The following is a 24,498-nucleotide window of genomic DNA, read 5'->3' on the forward strand; positions in this document are numbered from 1 at the left end:
GNNGCGGGACGTTCGTCNCNGCCATAACCGGTTGTCTGATTCTGATCAACGGGCGTGTAGTGGACATGCCGCAAACACCACAGCCTGAGGCCGATGTTTCTGCCGCAACCCGACTCCCCTGGACGGACTATGAAGAGACCACCACGTCTGCTTGGCACCACCATAACCTTGCGCGGAGCAACCATGGTGCGACTGGCTTAAGTTAGGCTTCCCTCAATCAGCCTGCGCGAAAGGGAGTCGCCCGCGATGACGGTTTCCGCTCGTGACGCCGCCGGCGGCTCAGCCGGCCGCACGGCGCCCCCCGCGACCGTGCCTTCCGTAACCACGAGAGCCACGACGACGCCCCCTGCGACCACGACCCCCCCGACCACGACCCCCCCGACCACGACCCCCGTCGCCGCCAGGTCCACGCCTGCAGCCCCCACCACGGGTCCCAGGTCCGCACCCACGGACGCCGCGAACCCGGCCACGATCCTCGCGCGTCAGCGTCAGCGCGAATCGGCGGCACGGACCTATGCGCGGACCCTCCCGATCGTGCCTGTCCGGGCGTCCGGAACCATGGTTCNCGGCGCGGATGGCCGCCGCTACCTGGACTGCCTGGCCGGCGCCGGAACGCTCGCGCTGGGACACAACCATCCGGTGGTAACGGAGGCGATCACATCGATGCTTGCCCGAGGCGCCCCGTTGCACACGCTCGACCTCGCCACCCCCGAGAAGGACGCCTTCACCGACGAACTCCGTGGCTGCCTGCCGGCCGGCATGGGGAGCGATGTGAAGTTGCACTTCTGCGGCCCGAGCGGCGCCGACGCGGTCGAGGCGGCCATCAAGCTCGCGCAGACGGTGACGGGCAACCAGACCATCCTCGCGTTCACCGGTGGATACCACGGAATGACGGCGGGTGCCCTGGCCGTGACCGGGAACGTCGCCGTCAAAGATCCTCTGCCGCCATCGACATCCGTCGTACGGCTGCCGTTCCCCTTCCCCTACCGGTGCCCGTTCGGGGTGGGGTCCGGTCGCGCCCCCGGTCCGGACGGTGCCGAGTTGTCCGCCCGCTACATCGAACGTCTCCTCGATGACCCGGCCGGAGGGGTAGTCAGGCCGGCGGCACTGATCGTAGAACCGGTTCAGGGTGAGGGCGGGGTGGTTCCCGCTCCTGACGGCTGGCTCCGCGCCATCCGCGAGATCACCCGTCGCCGCGGCATCCCACTGATCCTGGACGAGGTCCAGACGGGAGTCGGTCGCACCGGGANGTACTGGGCCGCGCAGCACAGCGGCATCACCCCCGACATCATCGTCATGTCCAAGGCGATCGGCGGCGGGCTGCCACTGGCCGTCATCGCCTACCGGTCTGAGCTGGACACCTGGGCGCCCGGGGCACATACCGGCNCCTTCCGTGGAAACCAGCTGGCAATGGCCGCGGGCCATGCCACGCTGCGCCTGGTGCGAGAGGACCGTCTCGACGAACGCGCCGCCCGACTCGGCACGCGCCTACTCACCGGCCTGGCAGAGATCGCCCGGAACCGGCCGCAGGTGGGCGACGTACGCGGCCGCGGGCTGATGCTCGGCGCCGAGATGGTCGATCCGACCGCAGCCCCGGACCTCGTCGGCGCGCATCCCGCCGACGCGAGACTCGCCGGTCTGGTACGTGCCGAATGTCTGCGCCGCGGCCTGATCATCGAGCTCGGTGGGCGGCACGGCGCGGTCGTCCGGCTGTTGCCACCGCTGATCCTCAGCGATGAGGAGGGCGATCGCGTCCTCGCGATCCTCGCCGACGCCATCGATGCCGCCGTCCGCAGGCTCTCCGTCCACGCGGCTTTGGGACACCCACCCGCCGATCAGGCCCACGTCCGGTTCGGATCCGCCGGATGATCCCCCCGCGCAGCCCTGACACACCTGTCGCCACCGCGCCGGCCGGAGAGTCCGCACCAGCCGGAAAGCCCACGTCGGCGGAGGAACGGGGGCGGAGGAACGGGGGGTCCACGGACGGTCCACGGAGGCGGGAGATCCCCATCCTCCCGGGGCTACGGCCGATGGTCGATCTCGCGTTGGCCGCCCTCGACGATGGCCGCCGGATCCGCGGCGGCCCGCTGCCCGCCGGTGGTCCACCGGTGGTGCGCGCCATGACCAGAGCTGCCCTCGGCCTGACTCCGGCCGATCCGGCCCCGGCCGATCCGGCCCCCCCGGACAGTACAGGGACCCTGCTACCGAGGACCGGAATCGGCCCGTCGGCCGCGCTGACCGGCCTGGTCGAAGCCCTGGCCGCCGGTTCCGCGGACCCGGCGGACCCGTGGTGCGCCGCCCATTTGCACTGCCCTCCGCTGGCGGTCGCGGTCGCCGCCGACCTCGCCGTGAGCGCCCTCAATCCGTCCCTGGACTCCTGGGACCAGGCTCCCGCGGCCACGACGATCGAGACCGAGGTCGTCGCGACCCTGGCCGCACTGGTCGGCTTCGATCCGGACCGGGCCACCGGCACGATCACCACCGGTGGGACCGAATCGAACCTGATGGGCCTGTTCCTCGGTCGGGACGCGGCCCGCCGTGGCCCGACCGGGCAAGACGCTTTGGGCCCGGCCGCCCCAGGTCACGATGCCGGGCACCAAGGAGGCCCCGGGCACCGAGGAGCGGACCGGCCGGCACCTCGGGTGTTCCGTTCGGCGGCGGCACACTTCTCGATTGATCGGGCGGCGTCCCTGCTCGCGATCGACGCGCCTCCGGTGCTGGTCATCGAGACCGACGACCGGCACCGGATGCGCGTCGAGGCGCTCCGTCACGCCCTGGCCGCGCACGCCGGGCCGGCCATCGTCGTGGCCACCGCTGGTACCACCGATGCGGGCGCGGTCGACCCGCTTCGGCAGATCGCCGCGGTGGTCGAGGAACATCGCCTCCGGTTAGGTGGGTCGCAGGACCCGAGCAGGCCATCGGGCATGGAGGCAAGGTCCGGCAGGGCGGCCTGCTGGTTTCACGTGGACGCCGCCCACGGCGGCGGCGCGTTGCTGTCCGAGCGGCTGGCCGGCCTGCTGGACGGACTCGACCTCGCAGATTCGGTCGCACTGGATCTGCACAAACTCGGCTGGCAGCCGGCGCCGGCCGGGGTCTTCCTCACCGCCCGCGACGACGGCTGGGCCAGCCTCGCGACACGGGCGGAGTACCTCAACCCGGAGGATGACGAGGCGGCCGGCTTCACCAGCCTGCTGGGCCGGTCGCTGCGGACCACCCGCCGCGCGGACGCCTTCCCCATCGCGGTCACCCTTCGGGCCCTCGGCCGCGACGGTCTCGGCGCCCGGGTGGATGCCTGCCATGATCTCGCGCAGCACGCGGCACGGACGGTGCGCGCCGACCCCCGTCTCGAACTCGCCTTCCCGGTAACACTCAGCACCCTCGTCTTCCGCTACCGGCCGCCACAGGCCATCTCGGATCCGACCGCGTCCGGCCCCACCGCATCCGGCCCCGCGGGCCCGCCCTCCCCCGACCGGGTGGACCGGATCAACGCCCGGCTGCGCCGGGAACTGCTCGTCGCCGGCCGGGCCGTCGTGGGGCGCACCCAACTCGGTCCCCGTCACGCGGTCTTCCTGAAGCTGACTCTGCTCAATCCCGACGCCACCACGGCGGACGTCGACGCGCTGCTCGGGCTGATCGCCGAGACCGGGGACGTCCTTGCCGCCGGTGGTTCCACCAGGGCCCGGCGGCGGTCGTGACCGGCGATCGACCGCAGTCCGAGGCCATCGCGGACGCGACCATCGCGGACGAGATCGTCACGGAGACTCTGCTGCGGTGCTGGGTGCGGGAGACAGGCGTCCGGTTACCGGCAGACGCCCGGACGCTCGGCATCGACCTACCCGCATCCGGCCTGTCCGTTCGGGCGACGTTGACGCACCACTCCCCGGCCGGATGGCACGGGTTCGGACCACCACGCCTGGTTTGCGCGGCCCGCGAACCAGCCCCGGTGGACGCGGGCCTGCTCGCCGCGCTGCTCGTCCGAGAGGTCGTCACGCGGGATGGGCTACCGCCGGCCCTCGGCGCCCAGGCGCTGGGAAGGATCATCGATTCCGCCGGCTGGATCGCGAGCTGCCTCGCGGCCCGCGGTCCCGGGCCGGACCCGGCCACCATCCCCCCGTTCCTCGCCGCGGAGCAGGCCCTGATCACCGGTCATCCGTTCCATCCGGCGGCCAAGAGTCGCCAGGGGGCTTCGCCGGAGGCACTGGCCACCTACTCTCCGGAAGTCGGCGGGTCCTTTGCGCTGCACTGGTTCGCAGCCCATCCCTCCGTGGTGACCGTCTCGGGCAGTACGACGACCCGCTCCGGAGGGCGGGACCAGGCCCTCGGCACGAACGGCCGGGGCCTGATCCGGCTGCTGGCGGATCTGGCCAGGGAAGACGCTGGGGCCGAGGAGCCGAAGTCCGACCTCTCGGCCGCGTCCGGTTCCGGACCAGACCGACATGGCCCACCCGGGCTCACGGGGTCCCCTCGGACCGGCGGACGCGATCGCCCGGACATTCCCGCCGGTTACGTCGTGGTACCCGCGCATCCCTGGCAGGCGGACGAGGTCAGCAGGCGGGAACCGGTCGCCGAGCTGCTTGCGGACGGCCGCCTGATCGACCTCGGGGTGTCCGGGCACCGGTGGTATCCCACCTCGTCGCTGCGTACCGTCTGGCGGCCGGAGATCCCGGTGATGCTCAAGCTCTCGCTGGGGATGCGGATCACCAACTCGCGCCGGGTGCTGCAGCTCGACGAGCTGCGGCTCGGCGCGATGACCGCGAGGCTGATCGACGCCGGTCTCGGCGCGGCGCTCGCCGCCCGACATCCGAACTTCCGCCTCATCGGGGAGCCCGGTTGGGTGGCCGTCACCCGACCGGGAGGGGAGGGTCGGCCCCGAACCGGCCCCGCAACACCGCTGCGGATCGGGTCCGGCGAGCGGCGCGACGGAGGGCGCGACGAGGACGGCGTCGGGCTGGAGACCGCCGTCCGGGTCAATCCGTTCGGGTCAGTCGACCGGGTGGTGTGCGCCGCGGCACTCATCGCGCCCAGGCCCGAGCGGACCACGGACAGCCGTGGCCGGGCCCGGACGGCGATGCTTCCCCGGATCCTCACGACGCTGGCTGGCTCGCTGAGCGATCCCCTCCCGACGCTGACCGACGCCTGGTTCGACCGTTACCTGACCGTGGTAGCCGCCCCGGTGGTGGACCTCTACCTGCATTTCGGGATCGGCGTCGAGGCCCACCTGCAGAACACCCTGGTCACCCTGGACGCGGCGGGCTGGCCGATCGCCGGCTGGTACCGCGACAGCCAGGGCTACTACGTGGCCACCTCCGCCACGGCGGAGGTGCAGCAGCTGCTGCCCGGCTTCGGTACCGGGCTCAACGCGATCTTCGATGACGCGCTGGTGGCCGAGAGGACCATCTACTACCTGTTCGTGAACAACGTCTTCGCCCTCGCCGGCGCGCTCGGGGTCGCGGGTGTCGCGGACGAGCGCCGCCTGCTCGGGCGGGTGCGTGGCCTGCTCCATCGGCTGGACGAGGATGGCCCACGCGGGNGGGGGCTGCGNCCNCCCGCCGCTCGCCGAGCACTGATCACCAGGCTGCTCGACTCCCCCACCCTGCCATGCAAGGCCAACCTGCGCACCTGCGTGGACGGGCGGGACGAACTGGTCGGACCGGTGGCCACTCAGTCGGTGTACGTGCCGATCCCCAACCCGCTCCTGGAGGCCTCGTGACCTTCCGCGCCCCGTCCACAGCTCGCGGCGAGCGCCCGCGTACCGTCGACGACGGATCGGCGTTCGCGGGTCTGCCGGCGGGGGGCGAACCGCCCTACGACGTGGTCGGGGNCGGGNTGGGGCCGTTCAACCTGTCGCTTGCGGCCCTGGCCGACGGGCTGCCCGGCCTGCGGGCCGTCTTCTTCGACCAGGCGCCGGCCTTCAGCTGGCATCCCGGCCTGCTGTTGGAAGGTACGACCCTGCAGGTGCCGTTCCTCGCCGATCTCGTCACCCTGATCGACCCGACCAGCAGATGGTCCTTCCTGGCGTACCTGCGCGAGCATGACCGGCTCTTCCGCTTCTATCTCTACGAACGGTTCCACATCCCCCGCCGGGAGTATGACGACTACTGCCGGTGGGTCGCCGACGGTCTCGACTCCNCCCACTTCGGCNCCCGTGTCGAGGCGGTCCGCTGGGATCCCGACNCCCGCCTGTTCCAAGTGACGATCGTCCAGCCCCACCGGTCCGATCAGGCAGGGCAGTCCGGCGCGTCCCCGACACGGGTGGTGACCGCTCGGCACCTGGTCCTCGGGATCGGAACCGAACCGATCATGCCGCTGGCCTTCGCGGGGATGCCGAACGGGCGGGCCTTCCATGCGGCCGAGTACCAGCAGCGGCGTTCCGCGCTGGCGGGGCTTTCCCGGGTCACGGTGGTCGGCTCCGGACAGTCCGGGGCGGAGGTGTTCGCGGATCTGCTCCGCGCACAACCGGTGACCGGCCATCAGCTGACCTGGATCACCCGCACCCCCGCCTTCGCACCGATGGAGTACTCCAAACTCGGCCTCGAACAGTTCACCCCCGACTTCGTCCGCTATTTCCACGGTCTGGAGCAGACGACCAAGGACACGCTCGTTCCGGCTCAGTGGCAGCTCTACAAGGGGATCGACGCGGACACCATCGCGGAGATCTACGACCTGCTGTACGAACGGACGATCGGCGGGGCGGACGTGGCGGCGACGCTGCTGCCGGGCGTCGTCGTGGAGACGGCCTCGCAGCGGGACCGGGGCGGTGAGATCACTCTCGGCTGCCGCCACCGCGATCAGAACCGCGCCTTTCCCGTCCACACCGACGCGGTGGTGCTTGCGACCGGATACGCCGCCCGCCGGCCGACCCTGCTCGATCCCATGGCCGGACTGATCGACGTCGACGACAGGGGCCGCTTCCGCGTCGACGCCCGGTACCGGGTGGCGACCGACGCCGGTCTGACCGGCCGTGTCTACGTCCAGAACGCGGAGCTGCACACGCACGGCGTCGTGACGCCCGACCTCGGCCTCGGTGCCTGGCGCGCCGCGGTCATCCTCGACGACCTGACCGGCGGCGACGCCTACCGGCTGCCGTCGCCGTCGGCGTTCACGACCTTCGGGGTCCCCACCCGGTCGGGCCAGCCTGACGGGAACGGCCAGGCCTTAGGCGAGCGGCGCGTACGGCCGCGCGATCCGGCCCCGACCAAGACGGCCGGGACGGCCGGGCGTTGACCACGTCATGGTCCGCGCCACCGCCCGCGGCACCGTCCCCGGGGCGGACCGGGTCGGCGGACCGATGGCGGCAGGCCGGCCGTGCCCTGCTGGCCAAGCTCATCGCCGAAATGGCCTACGAGGAGCTACTCAGTCCGCAACCCGACGAGCCAGCGGATGCCGCGGCCGGGCCGGCGGGCTCCCCGGGCGGGCCGCCACCCACTGCACCGGCACGGACGAGCGATCCCGCGGTGCGCGGCGTGACCCCGGACGGGCGCAGGCACCCCCCGATCGGACGGGGTCCCATCCAGGGTTACCGGCTCCGAGCCGGGGGCGTCACATACGCTTTCACCGCCCGACGTGGCACATTCGGGTCCTGGTGGATCGATGCCGCCACGCTGACCCGCTCGGTTACGCCGCCCGGCCCGGACGGCAGCCCCCCCGAACCGGGCACCGCACCGACCGTTCCGGGCACCGCACCGGCGGACGACCCGATCCGCTTTCTCCAGGACATGCAGGTCCTGCTCGGCTGGTCCGATCCGGTCCTCGCCGACGTGGTACGCGATCTGCTCGCCACCCAGGCAGCCGATCATCATCTGCTCGGAACGGCGATTCCCGCGGTGGATCTCGCCGATCTGCCGTTCGTCGCGCTCGATGGGTACCAGACCGGCCATCCCTGTCTCGTCGCGAACAAGGGACGGCTCGGTTTCGGCGCGGCCGCGGCCGTCTACGCCCCCGAGGCGCGCCGGCCCTTCCGACTGCGATGGGTGGCCGCACACCGCGCGATCGGGCGGTACAGCGCCATCGCCCCCAAGGCCATCGACCTTTCTGGCCAGGGCGCGCCGACCGTGCCCGACCTGCTCACCACGGAACTCGACGAGCAGACCCGCGCCCACTTCACCGATGTGCTCCGCGGCGCCCTGCCGGACGAGCCACGCCGGCCGGGCCCCGCGCCCCTCNCCNCCCCNCCCGCCGGACCACCCGCCGGTACGACGATCGCCGACTATGTCTGGCTACCCGTCCACCCGTGGCAGTGGGAGAACGTAATCGTGCCGCTCTATGCGGCCGAGATCGCCACCGGCCTGCTGGTACCGCTGGGCGAAGCACCGGACCGGTACCTGCCCCTGCAGGCGGTGCGCACCCTCGCCAACGTCGACCGGCCGGACCGGCGGAACGTCAAGCTCGCGCTGATGATCCGTAACACGCTGGTGTGGCGAGGGATGTCGGCGGCTGATGCCATCGCCGGGCCGGCGATGTCGAGCTGGCTGCTCGGGCTTCGCGACGCGGATCCCTTCCTGCGCGACGTGACCCGGGTTCTCCCGCTTCCGGAGGTCGCCGGCGCCACCGTCCGGCACCCGGCCTACGACGCCGTCCCCGACGCGCCCTACCGCCTCCACGAACTACTCGGCGTGCTCTGGCGTGATCCGGTGGAGCGGTTTCTCGACGGCGGGGAGCGGGCGCGCAGCCTCGCGTCCCTGCTGGCGGTCGGCTCCGACGGTCGGGCAGTCGTCGCCGAGCTCGTGGCCCGCTCGGGCCGGCCGGCGCACGACTGGCTCGCCGCGCTGTTCGCCGCTCTCCTGCCGCCGCTGCTGCACTACCTGTACCGGTACGGCGTGGCCTTCACGCCGCACGGCGAGAACGTCCTGTGCATCTTCGATGCCGAGGAGATGCCCCGCCGCATAGCCGTGAAGGACTTCGGCGCGGACATCGAACTGGTGTCCGGCGAGTTCCCCGAGCGGCGGGGGATGCCACCGGAGGCGGTCGAGCACTGCCGGCGGTGGCCCGGCCCGGTCCTGGCCCACTCCCTGCTCTCGGCGGTGTTCGCCGGGCACTTCCGCTTCTTCGCGGTGCTCGTGGCGGATCATCTCGATGTGGACGAGAACCAGTTCTGGCGGCTCGTGCGGGCGACGGTCGACCAGTACCACGCGAGGTTCCCGGCCCTGCGGGAGCGGTTCGCCTCGATCGATCTCCTCGGGCCGGCGTTCGGTCGGGTCTGCCTGAACCGCGAGCAGTTCGCGGGCGCCGGGTTCCACGATCGCGCCGACCGGGACNGAGGCTTCGACCTGATACACGGCGAGGTCGCGAACCCACTGCACGATGTGTCCACCCTCACGACGGGCCCGGCGCGACCGGCAGCCCCGACGGAACCGGCGCCGCCTACGGCATGAACGGAGAACGCATGACATCGTCGCCGGTTCCGACCCCGCCATCGGCCCAGGTTCCGGCCCGTCCCGACCCCCCGGACCCGCTTGAGCCACCTGAGCCGATCGGGCGGCCCGCACCGCGGGTCCAGCCCCGCCCGATCGGCCCCGGGTCATCGTCCGATCAGGCGCTCGGGGAGAACGCGGCCGGCCGGGGAGTGCTGCGTGACCTGCTGGCCGGAGCCGAACCGGTCGAGGAGATCATCGTCGCCACCGTCGACCTGCAGGGCCGGCTCGTCGGCAGCGCCGTGTCCCCGGAGCACTTCACCGGACCGGTGCTCGCCGATGGCCTCGGCGCCTGCACCTACCTGCACGCCGTCGACGTCGACATGAAGACCGACGGAGGCTACCCCCACTCGCCCTGGTACGACGGCTTCGGTGATCTACGGCTCCAGCCCGACCTCACCACGTTGCGCCGCGCACCCTGGCATCCGTCCGACGCGGTGGTGTTCGCGGACGCGTTCTGGCCGGACGGGTCCCCGGTGGGCGTCGCTCCCCGTGCCGTGCTGCGTCGACAGCTCGACGCGCTCGCAGCCTCCGGTCTGACCGCCTTCGCCGGGACGGAGCTGGAGTTCCTGGTCTTCCGCGAGTCCTACCGTCGAGCTGCGCGGCGCTCCTATACCGATCTCACCCCGGCCAGCCGTTACAACATCGACTACGCGCTNTCCGGCACGGAAGGCCTGGACGATCTGGTCCGACGCCTCCGGCGGGCGATGGCCGGCATCGGGGTGGCGGTCGAGTCCGCGCGCGGGGAGGTCCATCCGGGACAGTTCGAGATCGTGTTCCGGTATGCCGATGCGATGCAGGCCTGCGACAACCACACCCTCTACAAGACCGCCGCCAAGAAAATCGCCGCGGCGGGCGGGCAGGCCCTGACCTTCATGGCGAAGTACGACGAGGGCGAGGGGAACTCCTGCCATGTTCATCTGTCCCTGCGCGGGACGGACGGGGCGTGTGTGTTCGCGCCGTCCCCCGAAGGTGAGGGGGCGCTCGTCCGGCACCCCGGCTTGGCCCCACCGGGCATCGCACCCCCCGGTTTCCCACCCCCCGGCTCTCGCGACGACATCGCCGGGATGTCCGCGCTGATGTGCTCGTTCGTGGCCGGGCAGCTCGCCTGCATGGCCGATTTCGCGTTGCTGTACGCGCCCAACGTGAACTCGTACAAGCGCCTGGCACCGGGCTCATTCGCTCCGACCGGAGTCAGCTGGGGACGGGACAACCGGACCTGCGCCATACGGGTGGTCGGCGACGGGCCGGGCCTGCGCGTCGAACATCGGGTGCCGGGCGGTGACGCGAATCCCTACCTCGCCGTCGCCGGGATGATCGCGGCCGGCCGTTACGGCATCGAGCACCGTCTCCCGCTCGAACCCGGACGGGTGGGCAACGCCTTCACCATGCCGGACGTGCCACGGCTGCCCGCGACGTTGCGGGAGGCGGTGGACCGATGGCGCGCCAGTGCGGTGGCCCGGGCCGCCTTCGGTGATCGGGTCGTCGCCCATCTGGCCCATGCGGCCGAAGTCGAGCTCGCCGGCTACGAGCGGACCGTCACCGACTGGGAGCGCCGGCGCGGCTTTGAACGGTTCTGACCCCGCCCTGCTCCGGGACGGAGTATTCGCGTAGTCCGAACCGCCGATACAAAGTCCGCAAGGGGCCAGGGGCCCACCAGTTGTAGTCGCCGGCCACCCGCATGAAGGCGGGGACCAGCACCCCGCGGATGAGGGTGGCATCGAGCACGATCGCGAGCGCGGTGGCGATCCCGAACATCTGGATGAACCGGACCGACGAGGTACCGAACGCGACGAAGGTGACGGCGAGCAGCGCGGCGGCGGTGCTGACGATCCGCCCGACCCGGGCGAGCCCGGTGGCGACCGCCTCGGTGTTGGGCGCGCCGGCGTCGTGCGCCTCCTTGATCCGGGAGAGCAGGAAGACCTCGTAGTCCATCGAGAGCCCGAAGGCGATACAGAAGAGCAGGACCGGCATGGAGGTGTCCAGCGGGCCTGGGGTGAAGTCGAGGAACCCGGACAGGTGGCCGTCACTGAAGATCCACACTGAGGCGCCGAACACGGCGCACATCGCCAGCCCGTTGAGCACGATGGCCTTCACCGGTAGCAGCACGCTGCCGGTGAACAGGAACAGCAGCACGAAGGTCGCCAGCGCGATCAGCCCGAGGGCGACCGGGAGACGGTCGGCGATCGTGGTCTTGCCGTCTACCAGGACGGCGGATGCGCCACCGATCAGCACGCTGGTCCCCACGGGCGCCGGCACCGCACGCGCGGCCCGGACGAGGGCCTGCGCATGGTCCGACGCATAGTCCACCGCAGGTACGACCTGGAGGGAATCCGCTCCGGCGATCGCGAACCGGCGGCTGGCCGGACCGGGCGGTACGACCCGGCGCCCGTCGATGTGGGACCCGAGGGCGCTGTCGACCCGGGCCACGTCCGGCAGTTCGGACAGCGCGGTCGCGTAGGAGGCGAGCGCGGACCGGTCGATCATGCCCGGCCCGGTGGCTTGGACGACGACGTCGAGCGCGCCGCCGATGTCGGCGGCGAACGCGCCCCGCAGGGCGTCACCGACGATCCGGCTGTCCGCCGAGCCCGGCTTCAGCACCCGGTCGTCCGGGGTGCCGAAGTTCACGTGCAGAAAGGGCGCCCCGAGGACGAGCAGAACCGCGATCACCGGCAGGCCGGTGAGCACGGGGTGGCGCATCACGGTGCCGGCGACCTGACGCCAGAACGGCGAGTCGGCCGCCTCCCGCACCACGACCGGCGCCGACCCGACCGGCGCCGACCCGACCGGCGCCGACCCGACCGGCGCCGACCCCGCCGCGCCCGCGGGCCCGATCGCCTCGCCGCCCCGGGCACGACCGGCGCGGCGACGCCGCACGAGCCCGAGCAGACCGCCGATCCCCCAGGCGTTGACCCGCTCGCCGAGCACCATCAGCAGCGCCGGCAGGGCCACGACGGCGGCCAGCATCGCGACGAGGGTCACCGAGATCCCGGCGTAGCTCATCGACTTCAGGAAGAACGGCGGGAAGACGAGCATCACGGCCAATGCCACGATCACCGTCGCCCCACTGAACAGGATCGTCCGGCCGGCCGAGCGGACCGTCCCCTCCACCGCGGTGGCGCGGTCCCGACCCGCCGCCAGTTCCTCCCGGAACCGGCTGACCATCAGCAACGAGTAGTCGATGCCCAGCCCCAGGCCGAGGGCCGTCGCCAGGTTCACCGCGAAGATCGACACGTCGGTAAGCTCACCGATCACCGAAAGCGCGGCGAAGCCACCCAGCATGCCGAGCAGCCCGATACCCAGCGGCAGCAGGGCGGCGACCACGCCCGCGAACGCGATGACCAGCAACGCCAACGTGATGGGAATGGCGAACGACTCGGCGGCGGCGAGGTCGGCCGAGACGTGTCCGCTGATGTCCTCCCCGACCGTCGCGGCCCCACCCGGTCGGACCGTCACCGCCCCCGGCGCGTCCGCCCACGACCCATAATGATCAACGATGTCGGCGGCCTGGTCATCGTCCTGGACACTGGCGACGACGAGCGCCTGCCGACCGTCCCGCGAGCGCAGCGCCGGACCGCCCCCCGTCCAGTAGGACACGACGTCCCTCGCCCCGGCCTGGGCGGCGAGATCGGCCGCAACCTCCTTCCCCGCGGCGACGACCGCCGCGTCGTCGACATCGCCCGCCCGGGCGGTCACCAACAGGAGGAGGTTCGGGCGGCCGTGGAAGCGGGCGTCCAGGACGTCCTCGGCTCGGGAGGAGTCCGACGCTGGATCGTCGAACCCCCCCGTCTGGAGTTTGCCGAAGGCACCGCCCGCGAGCCCACCGGCGCCGAGCAGCACGAGGAGCGTAAGGACGAGGACCAGACGCGGGCGGCGCGTCACGAGCGCCACGAGCGGAGTAAACACGGAACCCTCCGAAGAGCAGGCGATGCTGAAGAGAACAGTGTTCGCGATCGCTGCTCGTGTCAAGACGCATCCGTTCGCAAAGTTGACAGCGTTCTCGTCGAGACCCACCATGACCGTGGTGAGCAGTCCGGTTCCCCGTCGCGAACGACTGCGGCAGGCCACTCTCGACGAGATCAAACAGACCGCGCGCGCCCAGCTGGCCGAGCGTGGCCCGGCTGCGCTCTCCCTACGGGGGGTCGCCCGGGTGATGGGCATGGCCCCATCGGCCCTGTACCGCTACGTGGACAGCCGGGAGATCCTGCTGGCCGAACTGGTCGCGGACGGGTTCGCCTCGCTGGCGGAGGCCCTGGAGGCGGCCTTCGACGCGGCCGATCCGCATGACCACCTACGACGCTGGCTCCAGGTCGCCCGCGCGCAGCGCCGCTGGGCCCTGGACCACCCGACGGAATACGGACTGATCTTCGGTCCCGGCATTCCCTGTGCCACGTCGACCAACGACCGGATGATCACACAGCTGCACCGCGCGGTCGCGGTGCTGTTCCGCTGCATGAGCGAGTCGNCNGGGGCCGGCATGATCGNCNCCGCCGNGGTGGACGCCCAGCTCNCCCCGCCGATGCGCGCCAGCCTGCAAGCCTGGGGACGCGACCACGACGTCGCGATCGACGCCGCCGGACTCGCCGTGTGCCTGGCCGTCTGGACCCAGTTGCACGGCTTCATCTCCTTGGAGATGTTCGGGCACCTCCCCCCCGCCCTTGACGACATCGACGAACTGTTCGACCGGCAGATGGCGGACGCGATCATCCGCGTGTGGCGAGGCGGGTACAACCTCGCCACGGTGATGCCCGTCCCGCCGGCCGACCGACCGGTCGCGAAGTGACCACCCGGTGCCGGCCAGTCGGTCCGGTGATTGACGGTCCGGTGGTCGCCGGGCAGCGGTTCAGCTGCCCGGCGACCGGCCGCCGGACGGTCAGGCCGAGGTCCGCATTCGCCGCCCCAGTGCGTCGAGCGCGACCCGACGGGTACTCTTGATCTCCGGCAACCGCGCCTGATAAGCCGGTGCCGTGGCCAACGGCTGGTAGAAGCCGAGCCGCGGAACGAAGTCGGTGTCGTCGTAGCCCGGCGGCCGGTGCAACGCATACGTACGACCCGGGAAAAGCAGGTCGTAGTTGTCGGCGATCTGCCAGATGGCGACGTGCGGGTCGACCCGCCGACGCTGAAAGTACGCCTCCAGGACATCGATTGTGAAACTAATCTCATGGAACTGTTTGACCAGGCTGTGGTAGTGCTGGCCGACCTGATACTTGATCGGTAGTTCGACCTGGAGACTATCGGAGTAGTCGAGCAGATCGAGAGCCAGAACCTTCAGTGACGTCTCGACGCCGTACCCCCGCGAGAACGCCAGCGCCGCGAAGACGTCCGCGTCGATGACGAACTCCCCGATCAGCGGCTGGATTGTCCGAGTGATGGACGGCACATACCTGGCGAGCTGTTTCGACAACAGCGACCGCAGCATCTCGGTGGTTCGCCCCCCGGGCTGCCCGTCGCCAGTCACTCTACGCGAACTTCCGTTGACGAAAAGCGGGGCGTTATCGGCAGTCGCGGCGGCAGCCAGGACACCCACTGTATATGGATCATAGCTTTCCAGATCGGCGTCATGGAAGATGAGCCGACTCCCGAACGCAAGATAGGCGAGACTACGCATCGCACCCGCCTTGCCGCCGGTCGTGGTGGCCTCTCGGCCCGCGTGACGCTGCAGGACCGACTCCCCACGCACGACCCAGCTGGCGCCCGCGTCGGTCGCGATGNGCATCAGGCCATGTTCGTCCCCGTCCGACGACGGGTCGACAACCACGCCGATCTCGTCCAGCACGCTACGCTCCTGCATCCAGCGTTGCCGGTTGAGTGCGATGATGTCGCCGAGAGTTCGAGCCGCCTCCGGGCCACGGGCCGGGATGAGCAGACTCAGAGTGATGCCCTTGGCGAGTTTGTCGACCTCGATTGAGTCGAGGTCGAGGCTGGTGGGTTCGAGCGTTCGCACGGACGCCCCTCTCTCGTGACCTTTCTTCGGTACGGACAGCCCGTACCGGTGATGACGTCCAGATGGGGATCTGGTGCGGCATTGCCGGCGGTATCAGACGGGCTGGGTAGGGAATCCCCCGGCCACCCCGGACCGCATGATTGCGTACCTCCGTTCACAACGCCTCATCCGCCCGAGTCGTAGCCGGTACCTCCCCGCGTGTTCCGGTTCACCGCTTCCGCCTCTCGACCACCCGGGAACGATCGGTCCGCCACATGCAGGTGCTGGAGCGTCAAAGTATCGGTCTTACGACCGTGTCCGTCACTCCCCATCTTTCTCGAGGGGGAACAACCACCGCTTCTGGGACAAGGAGCGAACACTCGGCGCCGCACCAGCACGGCGCATGACCCCGCCGTGCCACGGAGAGTACCCGACCAAGCGCCCGGAACGGTTACTCCAGGACCGATCCGAAAGAACTNCCCCCACACGGCCCGCCGATGCCACCGGATGGGCAGAATCGCTCACGGCGTCCTACTCTCTTTCGATCATGGCCATGGAAGGAAGACCGGCGCGCGGCCGGACCATCCCGAGGACGGACGATCGGGCGGCGCTCGCCGACCTGCCCGCCGCCGTGGCCGCGCTCACCATCGCGTACGCCGGGACACCACGGCGGATACGGCATCCGGGGCTGGGGGCTGTCTACTCGAACCAACCCTCTCGCCGACGTCATGCCCACCGACGTCATGCCCACCGACGTCATGCCCACCGACGTCATGCCCACCGACGTCATGCCCNCCGACGTCATGCCCACCGACGTCATGGCCCGGTCTGGCGGAGCCGACCGCGACCCGGTCCCGTCCCGCGGCCTTGGCGGCGTACAGCGCGCGATCCGCGGCTGCGACGAGCGCGAAGGTGTCGTCCGCGTGATCGGGGAGGGCCGCCGCTCCGACCGAGACCGTCACAGCGATCAGCAGCGACTCCTCGCCGGTGTCTCCCCGGACACCGGCACCCGACCGGGCCTGGCCGCGCGCCCTCGTCGGCTCCGCAGACCCCGCAGCCCCGGACTCCCCCGTGCGGGCCGGCGGATCCGGAACTCGCGGCGCGGGCAGGACGATCCGGACGGGTTCTCGTCCGACGCCGCGGCGCAGACGTTCGGCGATATCGGCGAGGGCGTCTCCCCGCACATTCAGCGTGAGCAGCGCGAACTCCTCACCCCCGTAACGGGCCACGACGTCACCGGGACGGGTCACGACCAGCAGTCGCCGAGCCACCTCCGTCAACACCTGATCACCAGCCGGATGGCCGAATCGGTCGTTCACCGACTTGAAGTGGTCGACGTCAACGAGGATCAGCCCCATTCCGGATCCGGTGCGTCGTACCCGACCGGCCGCCAACCTCATCTCGGTCTCCAGATAGCGGCGGGTACGCAGGCCGGTCAGCCCGTCCGTGATCGCCAGACGCCGCTGGTCGGCCTCCAGGCCCGCCATCCGAACGATGATCAGAATCATCATGATCGCACTTACGGCCACGGCGACCAGCAGATCCCGTAGATCACCACGGATCACCTGCACGGCCAGCACGGTCGGAGCCACCAGCCCGGCACTCGACAGTGCCACCAGGCGCCGGCCGCTGCGCGCCTGCGCACGCGGGGACGCCGGCCGCGTGAGGTCGACCATGGTCGGATGCAACCCGGCGGCGCCGAGGGCGAGGTTGCCTGTCAACCAGATCGCGTCGAGGTAGTTGCCGACCTCGAAGGTCCCGTTCGTCTGCTGCACGACGTAGATGGTGTCGGCGGTCAGGTTGGCGAGCAGATTGCCCGCCAACAGGAAGAAGGCGGGTGGGCGGCTCCCGTGCCCCAGCACGAGACGGATGGCCACCCCCAGCAGCGCCAGATCCATCGCCGGATNGGCCNCCGAGGTGACGCCNACGAACAGATCATGGTCCGCACGCACCTGCGGCGCGATCAGGTAGAGCCAGGACAACAGAACCGCCGCGAGCAGGAACATCGATCCGTCGAGCAGGCCGGCGATGTCCCGTTCCTGGGTCCGTCGCCGGGTCAGCAGAACGAGACCGACGACGAACAGCGGATAGTGGCCCAGATATAACACATCCGGCAAGGCCGGATACTCTGTGATGTCAAGCACATAGTGAAAGATGTAGAAGGCACCATCGCCTATGGCGTACATCACCTGGCTGATTCCGATCAGCAGCCAGGGACGTCGGTCGGCCAACTCCTGGCGTCGCAGGCCGAGGAACACGGCCCCCGCGGCCGAGGCGCTGAGGCAGAGGTAGATGACCAGCCGGACGGCACGTGGGCCGCCGGTCGTGGGAAACTGGCCGTAGACGAGGATGGCGATCAGACCGAGACAGAGATAGACAAGCCAGACGTGGCTACGCCAAGCGCGCCGCCACGATGGAGCCGGCATCACCCCTCGGTTCGCGACGCGGGATCCGTGCGGGACAGCGGACGTGGCAGCGGCGCCGGGGTCCACCGGGAGGTCCGGGCCGGTGCGTCGTCCAGCTGAACGTGATGCCGTTGATGGGCGTTCGTTGTCGGGTTGACCGAGGGAATCGAACCTGTCGACCGTGCAGGACCGGCTGGCGGTGAACAGCCGCCCCGGAGGGACCGGGCCATGAGCAGCCTCTCAGTGTGGACGTACGGGTGGTACGCGTACCGGCCACGTACGCCTGTGGTGCCTTGCGGCATTCCGTTGCCGCTCACGGCACCTACAGCGCCACTGAGCCCACCCGTCTGGTTTCGACGGGTCGGACCCCGCGACCTACCGAAACCGTATCGAATGGTTGCTCTTCGTACAGGAACATTTGAAGCCCGATGGGCACTATTGTCCGATCATTTGTCCGATCATTGTGCGGGATTCGCCCCGTCCGGACGGATCTCGACTGGCGCGGTCACGAAGGGCGAGCTTCGCCCGGACCACTACGAGCCGATGATCGGCAAGTCAGGCCGACGACCGCCGTCGCGGACGTTTCCGCGACGCGGGTCAGGGGTGGGCGACGAAGTTGAAGTGCGCCCCCGACGCGAAGGTCGTCCGGAACATGGGCAACGTGTAAGGACCGTCGCCGTCCAGATCGAAGATGCGCAGTCCGAGATCATTGTCGACGAGCGTGTACATCTCGTCGGCCGTCGTACCGTAGTCCCGGGCACCGGCACCGAACTCGAAGACGAGATGCGGCCGGCTGGAGCCGATCAACTTCTGGCCGCCCTTGAACACCCCGTACTCGGCCCCCTCGACGTCAACCTTGATCAAGGTTGGCCGGTAGTCGGCCGGCATCGCGTCGTCCAGCGTCTCGACGGCCACCTCGATCCGTTCGACGTCCTCACTGTCGGGCACCCGATCACGCAGCCCGCTGTAGGCGGGCCTGCTGCGGACGTAGGTGAAGGGCAGCACCCCCGGCTGGTCGGCGAGCGCGGCCTGTCGTACCTCCACCGCCGGGAAATCGGTGGTCAACGCCGCGGCCATGTGCGGCAACGGCTCATAGGCGACGTGCCGGCCTCCCGGGGCGTGCCGGAGGATGGTCCGCAGAACGTCACCCTTGTGCGCGCCCACGTCGATACAGTTCGAGTCCTCCCGGAGGACGAAGGACAGCAGCAGCGCCAGATGCCGGTCGTCGCTGCGATTGCGGCGGGCGGTAGGAACGACGTTGTCACGCACCAGCTTCAGCGCCGGGCCGAGGCCGATGTCGACCGCCACCCGCCGGGCCCTTGCCAGCTGCTTTTCCATCCGAGGATCCATCCGCCGCGACCTCCTGTTGTTCAAGCGGTGACCTGCCGGAGTGTCATCGCCGAATGACCCATTATGACAGTCAGTACACCACTATTGGGCGAACATGATCCACGGTCAAGACCAGTAACAGGAATTTCAAGTCCACTTCATTCCCGCTCGACCCCGCTCGACCGATAATCCTTACGTCACGAAAGAGTTCGACTTCTGAACCCTTCCGCAAGGGAAGGGTTCAGAAGTCGCGGCAGACTACCCAGCGAGACCGTTCGACCTCGCATCGGCCGCCGCCGCGATGGAGAAAATCGACGGCGGCCGCGCCGGCATCCCGTCCTCAGCGGGCTCCGGCGAGAATCTGCTCGTCGACCGGCTCCGCGGCGAAGGATCCCACCGGTGGGCAGGTGCAGACCAGGTTGCGATCACCATAGGCGCCGTCGATCCGACGTACCGGGGGCCAGTACTTGGCGGCCCGCAGCGAAGCGACGGGATAGGCCGCCACCGATCGCGGATAAGCGTGTGACCATTCGTTGGCGGTAACCATCTGTGCAGTATGCGGAGCATTATGCAGGGGATTGTCGGTCCGCGGCCAGATACCGTCTCCGACCTTGTCCGCCTCGGCCCGAATGGAGATCATTGCGTCGCAGAAACGATCGATCTCGCCGAGATCCTCACTCTCCGTCGGCTCGACCATCAGTGTTCCGGCAACCGGGAATGACATGGTCGGAGCATGGAAACCGTAGTCGATGAGACGCTTCGCCACGTCGTCCACGGTGACGCCGGTCAGCTTCGTCAACGGCCGTAGGTCCAGAATGCACTCATGGGCGACCAGCCCGTCCCGGCCCGCGTAGAGCACCGGATAGTACGGATGCAGCCGGTGGGCAATGTAGTTGGCGTTCAGGACGGCCACCGAGGTTGCCCGGCGCAGGCCGTCCGCCCCCATCATCCGAATGTAGGCCCACGGAATCATAAGAATTCCGGCCGAGCCCCACGGGGATCCCGAGATCGGGCCCACTCCGGTGGCCGGTCCTGCCTCCGGCCGCAGCGGGTGGTTCGGCAGATAGGGCAGGAGNTTCTCGACCACGGCCACCGGGCCGACCCCCGGACCCCCGCCCCCATGCGGGATGCAGAACGTCTTGTGCAGGTTCAGGTGGCTCACGTCGGCCCCGAACTGCCCCGGCCTGGCGAGCCCCACCAGAGCGTTGAGATTCGCTCCGTCGACGTACACCAGACCGCCGGCCTCATGCACGATCGCGCACGCCTGCCCGATGCCCTCCTCGTACACACCATGGGTCGACGGGTAGGTGACCATCAGCGCGGCCAAGGCGTCCGCGTTCGCGCGGGCCTTGCGGGCCAGATCGTTCAGGTCGACGTTTCCGTCGTCGTCACAGGAGACGACGACCACCCGCATTCCCGCNATCGCGGCGCTCGCCGCATTCGTCCCGTGCGCCGAGGAGGGAATGAGACAGATGTTTCGCACCACGGATCCGGGAACAGCATGATCGCGGTGATAGGCCCGGATGGCGAGCAGCCCGGCGAGCTCACCCTGGCTGCCGGCATTCGGCTGGAGGGAGACCCCCGCATATCCGGTGATCTGCGCGAGCCAACGCTCCAGGTCCTGAATCATCGCGAGGTATCCGGCGGCCTGGTCCAACGGGGCAAATGGATGGATGTCAGCGAATTCCGGCCAGGTGACCGCGGCCATCTCAGTGGTCGCGTTGAGTTTCATCGTGCACGACCCCAGGGGGATCATGCCCCGGTCAAGAGCCAGATCAAGATCGGACAGTCGACGCAGATAGCGGAGCATCGCGGTCTCCGACCGATGGTCGTGGAACACCGGATGCTGCAGGTAGGGATCCGTACGCACCAGTTCGGCGGGCAGCGCCACCGGCTCGTCCGCCGCTTGGTCCGCCTGGTCCGCCTGGTCCGCCTGGTCCGCGCGGGCCACGAGATGATCGTTCGCCGCCGCGACGGACCCGGTCCAGGCCCCGGTCCGGATCTCGGTCCCGGTCCCGGTCCCGGTCCAAGTGATGCCCGCCGTCGCCTCCGGGCCCACCCCGAAGGCCGACCGGACGGCCTCCAGCTCGGCCTGGCCCGTCGTCTCGTTGCAGGAGATACCCACGTGGTCGTCGTCGACCAGCCGCAGGTTCACGCCCCGCGCCAACGCGTCCGCAACCACCTGGGTGGCCCGGCCCGGCACCGCGGCGAGGACGGTGTCGAAGAACGCGTCGTGCACCACCGTCACACCGGCGGCGCGCAGGCCTTCGGCGAGGCGCACCGCGTGCCCGTGGATGCGACGCGCGATCCCGGCCAGGCCCTCCGGGCCGTGGTAGACCGCGTACATGGAGGCGAGTACCGCGGGCAGCACCTGGGCCGTGCAGATGTTGCTCGTCGCCTTCTCCCGTCGGATGTGCTGCTCACGGGTCTGCAGGGTGAGCCGGTACGCGGGTGCGCCGTCCGCATCGACCGACACCCCGACGAGCCGCCCCGGCAGGGACCGTTCCAGCCCCTTGCGCACTGCGAGGTAGCCGGCGTGCGGGCCTCCGAAGGACAGCGGTAGTCCGAACCGCTGCGTGCTCCCCACCGCGATGTCCGCGCCGAGGTCGCCAGGCGCCCGCAGCAGGGTCAGCGCCAGCGGATCGGCGGCGATCGTGACGACGATGCCGCGCTCCCTCGCCGATGCGATCACAGCACGCACATCCCGCAGGACGCCCGCCGGCCCGGGATAGGACAGCAGCAGGCCGAAGGCCGCATCCAGCTGCGCCGGGCCCACGGCCGTGAGTCCGGCTGCGAGATCCGCGACCACCACATTGATCCCCAGCGCCTCCGCCCTGGTCGCGACCACCGAGACGGTCTGCGGGAGGGTGTCGGCATCGATGAGGAACGTCGCGCGGGAACCCTTCGCCGTCCGAAACGCGATCTGCATCGCCTCGGCCGCCGCGGTCGGCTCGTCCAGCAGGGAGGCTCCGGCCACCGCAAGGCCGGTCAAATCAGTGATCATCGTCTGGAAGTTGAGCAACGCTTCCAGGCGGCCCTGGGAGATCTCCGGCTGGTACGGCGTGTACGCCGTATACCACGCGGGGTTCTCCAGGACGTTGCGCTGGATGACTCCCGGCATCACCGCGGGATGGAATCCCAGCCCGATCATCGAGGAAACCGGTCGGTTCCTGCTACCGAACGCGCGTAGGGCCGCGAGCACCGCGGGCTCGCTCAGCGCCGCGGGAAGATCCAGATCATGGTCACGGATGCTTGCCGGGACGGCCGCGTCGGTGAGCGCGGCCAGTGATTCCACCCGCAGCGCATCCAGCATCTCCCGTTGGGATGACGGGTCCGGGCCGATGTGCCGATCGGCGAACCGCGGGATGGCCGCGGCGGGCAGCCGCCTCGCNCCGTTCCTGCCCACCGCCGCGGCACTGCCCTGTCGCGGCGCCCCCGACCGCGCGTGCGACGACGCGGGACTGATGGTGGCGGTCGTGGCGGTCGTGGCCGGTCCATCGGCAGCCGTGGCCGGTCCATCGGCATAGGGGGTGTCGTCGTACTGGGTGACGTCAGGCATGATGACTGCTCCGGAGGTCGGGCGACGACGGATCATGCCGGCGCCGCGGCGGGCCTCCCCCTCTGTCATTGACCTGAGAGCTTCACCAGCGCCGCCGCCGGCAGTCCGGGGAGCTGCGGGCGGGGAACGCGGCTTTCACCGTCGGCGGGACACCCCACGGCGTCCACTTTCCAGAGTTGCCTGACCCGGCGGTTGGGGGCCTGAGAGTTTATGGGGAGAGCTTGCTCCTTCGGCGTCCCGAACGGCGAGCGACCGGGACTCTCCCGCACGGGCGTGAGCGGCATCGGTATGGAGTTGTGGGACGGGGCACGGATGACCCGGGGATGCCTACCAGTAGCGAATGATCGACTCCCAACTGGCGCCGGTCCCCTCGACGCCGGCTGCGTTCAGCCACGATTCCACTCCCCGAACACTAGCTGCGGGGGCCCCGCGGGCCAACCAGCGTCCCCCACCGAAACCTGTCCGCAACATGAACACACGAACCCGTGGGGCCGTGGGCCCCGACCACGGGCTCACGGGCTCACGGGCTCATCGTTCGTCCGCCATCCGATCCCGCGGGCGGTGGCAGCGGCCTCGGCGTCAAGGCCGCCCGCCGGTAGGCGATACGACCGCGGATAACTATATATTTAGACACATGTCACAACTCTACAAAAAATATCAAGAAACATCAAGATTCCGAGATGTGCTTCAGGACTGACGTCGAAAAACCGGGCCATGCCCCCTGGAATGCCCTCCCGATGCTCTCCCACCCGCGCGGACGACACCTACACAGATGAAATGCGAGGTATCGCCGGGTCGCCGGACTGCACGCGCATCATACGGTTCATCTGCNCCANCCGACNCCGNCGCCCGCCATGAAAGGTGCGGCCGGGCAGGCCGAACGCGGACACAGACACGAGGGCGTCATCACACGAGCTGGATAGGAAGACGGCCAGTAAGCCGTCATCGTCGACTACCCGGCAAAAAATTCGCCATGGCAATTGATCATGTGGCAACCACCGCCTGGGGTTGAACCGGTGCGGCGTCTGGACTTAACCTACGGATGCCGGCTGCGCGAGCTTCATTGCACTAGCTTCATTGCACGGCGACCACTCTGGGCGATGGCAAGTAGGAGGAGAACTCCTCTTTCCGCCGTCCAACATCACGGGGAGGTAGAGCTCGATGCAGGGCCTTCGGTCACTGTTCAGAGGTCGATGCGCCCTTATCCCGTCACTCCACACGCAGGGCACGGATGCGTATCCGCATCCCGGCAGCCCGGCGGTCGCCGGGGTGCCAGCGGGGAGACCGGTACAGCCGTTCCACCATTGGAACCCGACCGGGCCATGAGATCGCTCCAGAGAGCACAGTCCTTCGGCCAGCTGGCATCCCTGGTCAGCCTGATCGGGGTGGGTGTCGCGCTCAGCGCGCTGTTTCAGCTGTTCCACCTGCCGAATATCTCGAAGGTGCACGGCTATCGGATGGCCATCGCGGTGCTGCTGGCGGTCGGCCTGTACGGCGCCACGCTGGGGATCGCCCGCGCGGCCTGGGCGGACATCCGCCGGATCGTGCTCGTCGTCACCGTGGGCGTCGCCCTCAAGGCCCTGCTGATCGGTGGCGCCCTGGCCCTCGCGCTCGGCGACCCGCTGTACCTTCTTCTTGGCGTGGTGGTCGCCCAGATCGATCCCCTGTCGGTAGCCACGCTCACCTCGGGTTCGCGAATGTCCGAACGCGGTCAGGATCTCCTGCGTAGCTGGGCTGCCTTCGACGATCCCGTGACGGTACTCCTTACTGTGTCCCTGGTCACAGCGGTCGGTTCGACGTTCGTCAAGGACCAGCCCGCGNTGACGCCGGATCTCGGTGGACCGTCGGGAGTCAGCGGTTTCTTCGTCGGCT

The 24,498-nt window shown here is 69.8% G+C and carries 12 protein-coding genes and 2 riboswitches; of the genes, 7 read left to right on the forward strand and 5 right to left on the reverse strand.

From position 1 onward, the window contains the following. The first annotated feature begins 246 nt into the window (after window positions 1-246). The 6 genes from CED_RS13840 (at window position 247) to CED_RS13865 (ending at window position 10,990) form a co-directional block, all read left to right on the forward strand. The gene (locus CED_RS13840) at window positions 247-1,869 is read left to right on the forward strand and encodes a diaminobutyrate--2-oxoglutarate transaminase family protein (RefSeq protein WP_035911242.1); all 1,623 of its coding nucleotides are present in this window, start codon (window positions 247-249) and stop codon (window positions 1,867-1,869) included. A 161-nt stretch (window positions 1,870-2,030) separates the two neighbouring features. Next, window positions 2,031-3,695 carry a pyridoxal-dependent decarboxylase gene (locus CED_RS13845; RefSeq protein ID WP_011438425.1) on the forward strand — a complete coding sequence of 555 codons (1,665 nt, stop codon included), beginning with the start codon at window positions 2,031-2,033 and terminating at the stop codon, window positions 3,693-3,695. Then, window positions 3,692-5,710, forward strand: coding sequence for an IucA/IucC family siderophore biosynthesis protein (locus CED_RS13850; protein ID WP_035911244.1), 2,019 nt, complete (start codon window positions 3,692-3,694; stop codon window positions 5,708-5,710). The genes CED_RS13845 and CED_RS13850 overlap by 4 nt, the downstream gene beginning before the upstream one ends. 71 nt (window positions 5,711-5,781) lie before the next feature. After that, entirely contained in the window at window positions 5,782-7,224 is a 1,443-nt protein-coding gene (locus CED_RS13855) for a SidA/IucD/PvdA family monooxygenase (protein WP_035911274.1), read from the forward strand. Next, window positions 7,221-9,371, forward strand: a complete 2,151-nt coding sequence (locus CED_RS13860) for an IucA/IucC family siderophore biosynthesis protein (protein ID WP_035911249.1) — start codon at window positions 7,221-7,223, stop codon at window positions 9,369-9,371. The genes CED_RS13855 and CED_RS13860 overlap by 4 nt, the downstream gene beginning before the upstream one ends. 11 nt (window positions 9,372-9,382) lie before the next feature. Further along, window positions 9,383-10,990 carry a glutamine synthetase family protein gene (locus CED_RS13865; RefSeq protein ID WP_011438429.1) on the forward strand — a complete coding sequence of 536 codons (1,608 nt, stop codon included), beginning with the start codon at window positions 9,383-9,385 and terminating at the stop codon, window positions 10,988-10,990. Here CED_RS13865 and CED_RS13870 read toward each other — a convergent pair. After that, window positions 10,950-13,316, reverse strand: coding sequence for an MMPL family transporter (locus tag CED_RS13870; RefSeq protein ID WP_035911280.1), 2,367 nt, complete (start codon window positions 13,314-13,316; stop codon window positions 10,950-10,952). The genes CED_RS13865 and CED_RS13870 overlap by 41 nt on opposite strands. A 109-nt stretch (window positions 13,317-13,425) precedes the next feature. Between CED_RS13870 and CED_RS13875 the strand changes: the two genes are divergently transcribed. After that, on the forward strand, window positions 13,426-14,193 hold the full coding sequence (locus CED_RS13875) for a TetR/AcrR family transcriptional regulator (protein WP_051868820.1): 768 nt from the start codon (window positions 13,426-13,428) through the stop codon (window positions 14,191-14,193). Window positions 14,194-14,283: 90 nt separating this feature from the next. Here the strand turns inward: CED_RS13875 and CED_RS13880 are convergent, their stop codons facing one another. The 4 genes from CED_RS13880 to gcvPB form a co-directional block, all read right to left on the reverse strand. Next, a complete protein-coding gene (locus CED_RS13880; protein WP_035911252.1) occupies window positions 14,284-15,354 on the reverse strand; it encodes a hypothetical protein in 1,071 nt (356 codons plus the stop codon). Window positions 15,355-15,974: 620 nt separating this feature from the next. Continuing rightward, entirely contained in the window at window positions 15,975-17,759 is a 1,785-nt protein-coding gene (locus CED_RS13885; RefSeq protein ID WP_051868821.1) for a GGDEF domain-containing protein, read from the reverse strand. A gap of 576 nt (window positions 17,760-18,335) precedes the next feature. Next, window positions 18,336-19,076 (reverse strand): FkbM family methyltransferase, encoded by a 741-nt coding sequence (locus CED_RS13890; RefSeq protein ID WP_232235106.1) that lies wholly within the window; start codon window positions 19,074-19,076, stop codon window positions 18,336-18,338. A 331-nt stretch (window positions 19,077-19,407) separates the two neighbouring features. After that, entirely contained in the window at window positions 19,408-22,626 is a 3,219-nt protein-coding gene (gene gcvPB, locus CED_RS13895; RefSeq protein ID WP_035911254.1) for an aminomethyl-transferring glycine dehydrogenase subunit GcvPB, read from the reverse strand. A 55-nt stretch (window positions 22,627-22,681) separates the two neighbouring features. Beyond that, a riboswitch (glycine riboswitch) is annotated at window positions 22,682-22,805 on the reverse strand. Further along, window positions 22,806-22,903: riboswitch (glycine riboswitch) on the reverse strand. Window positions 22,904-24,498: the final 1,595 nt, after the last annotated feature.

Source organism: Frankia sp. CeD (assembly GCF_000732115.1).
Lineage (GTDB): Bacteria > Actinomycetota > Actinomycetes > Frankiales > Frankiaceae > Frankia > Frankia casuarinae.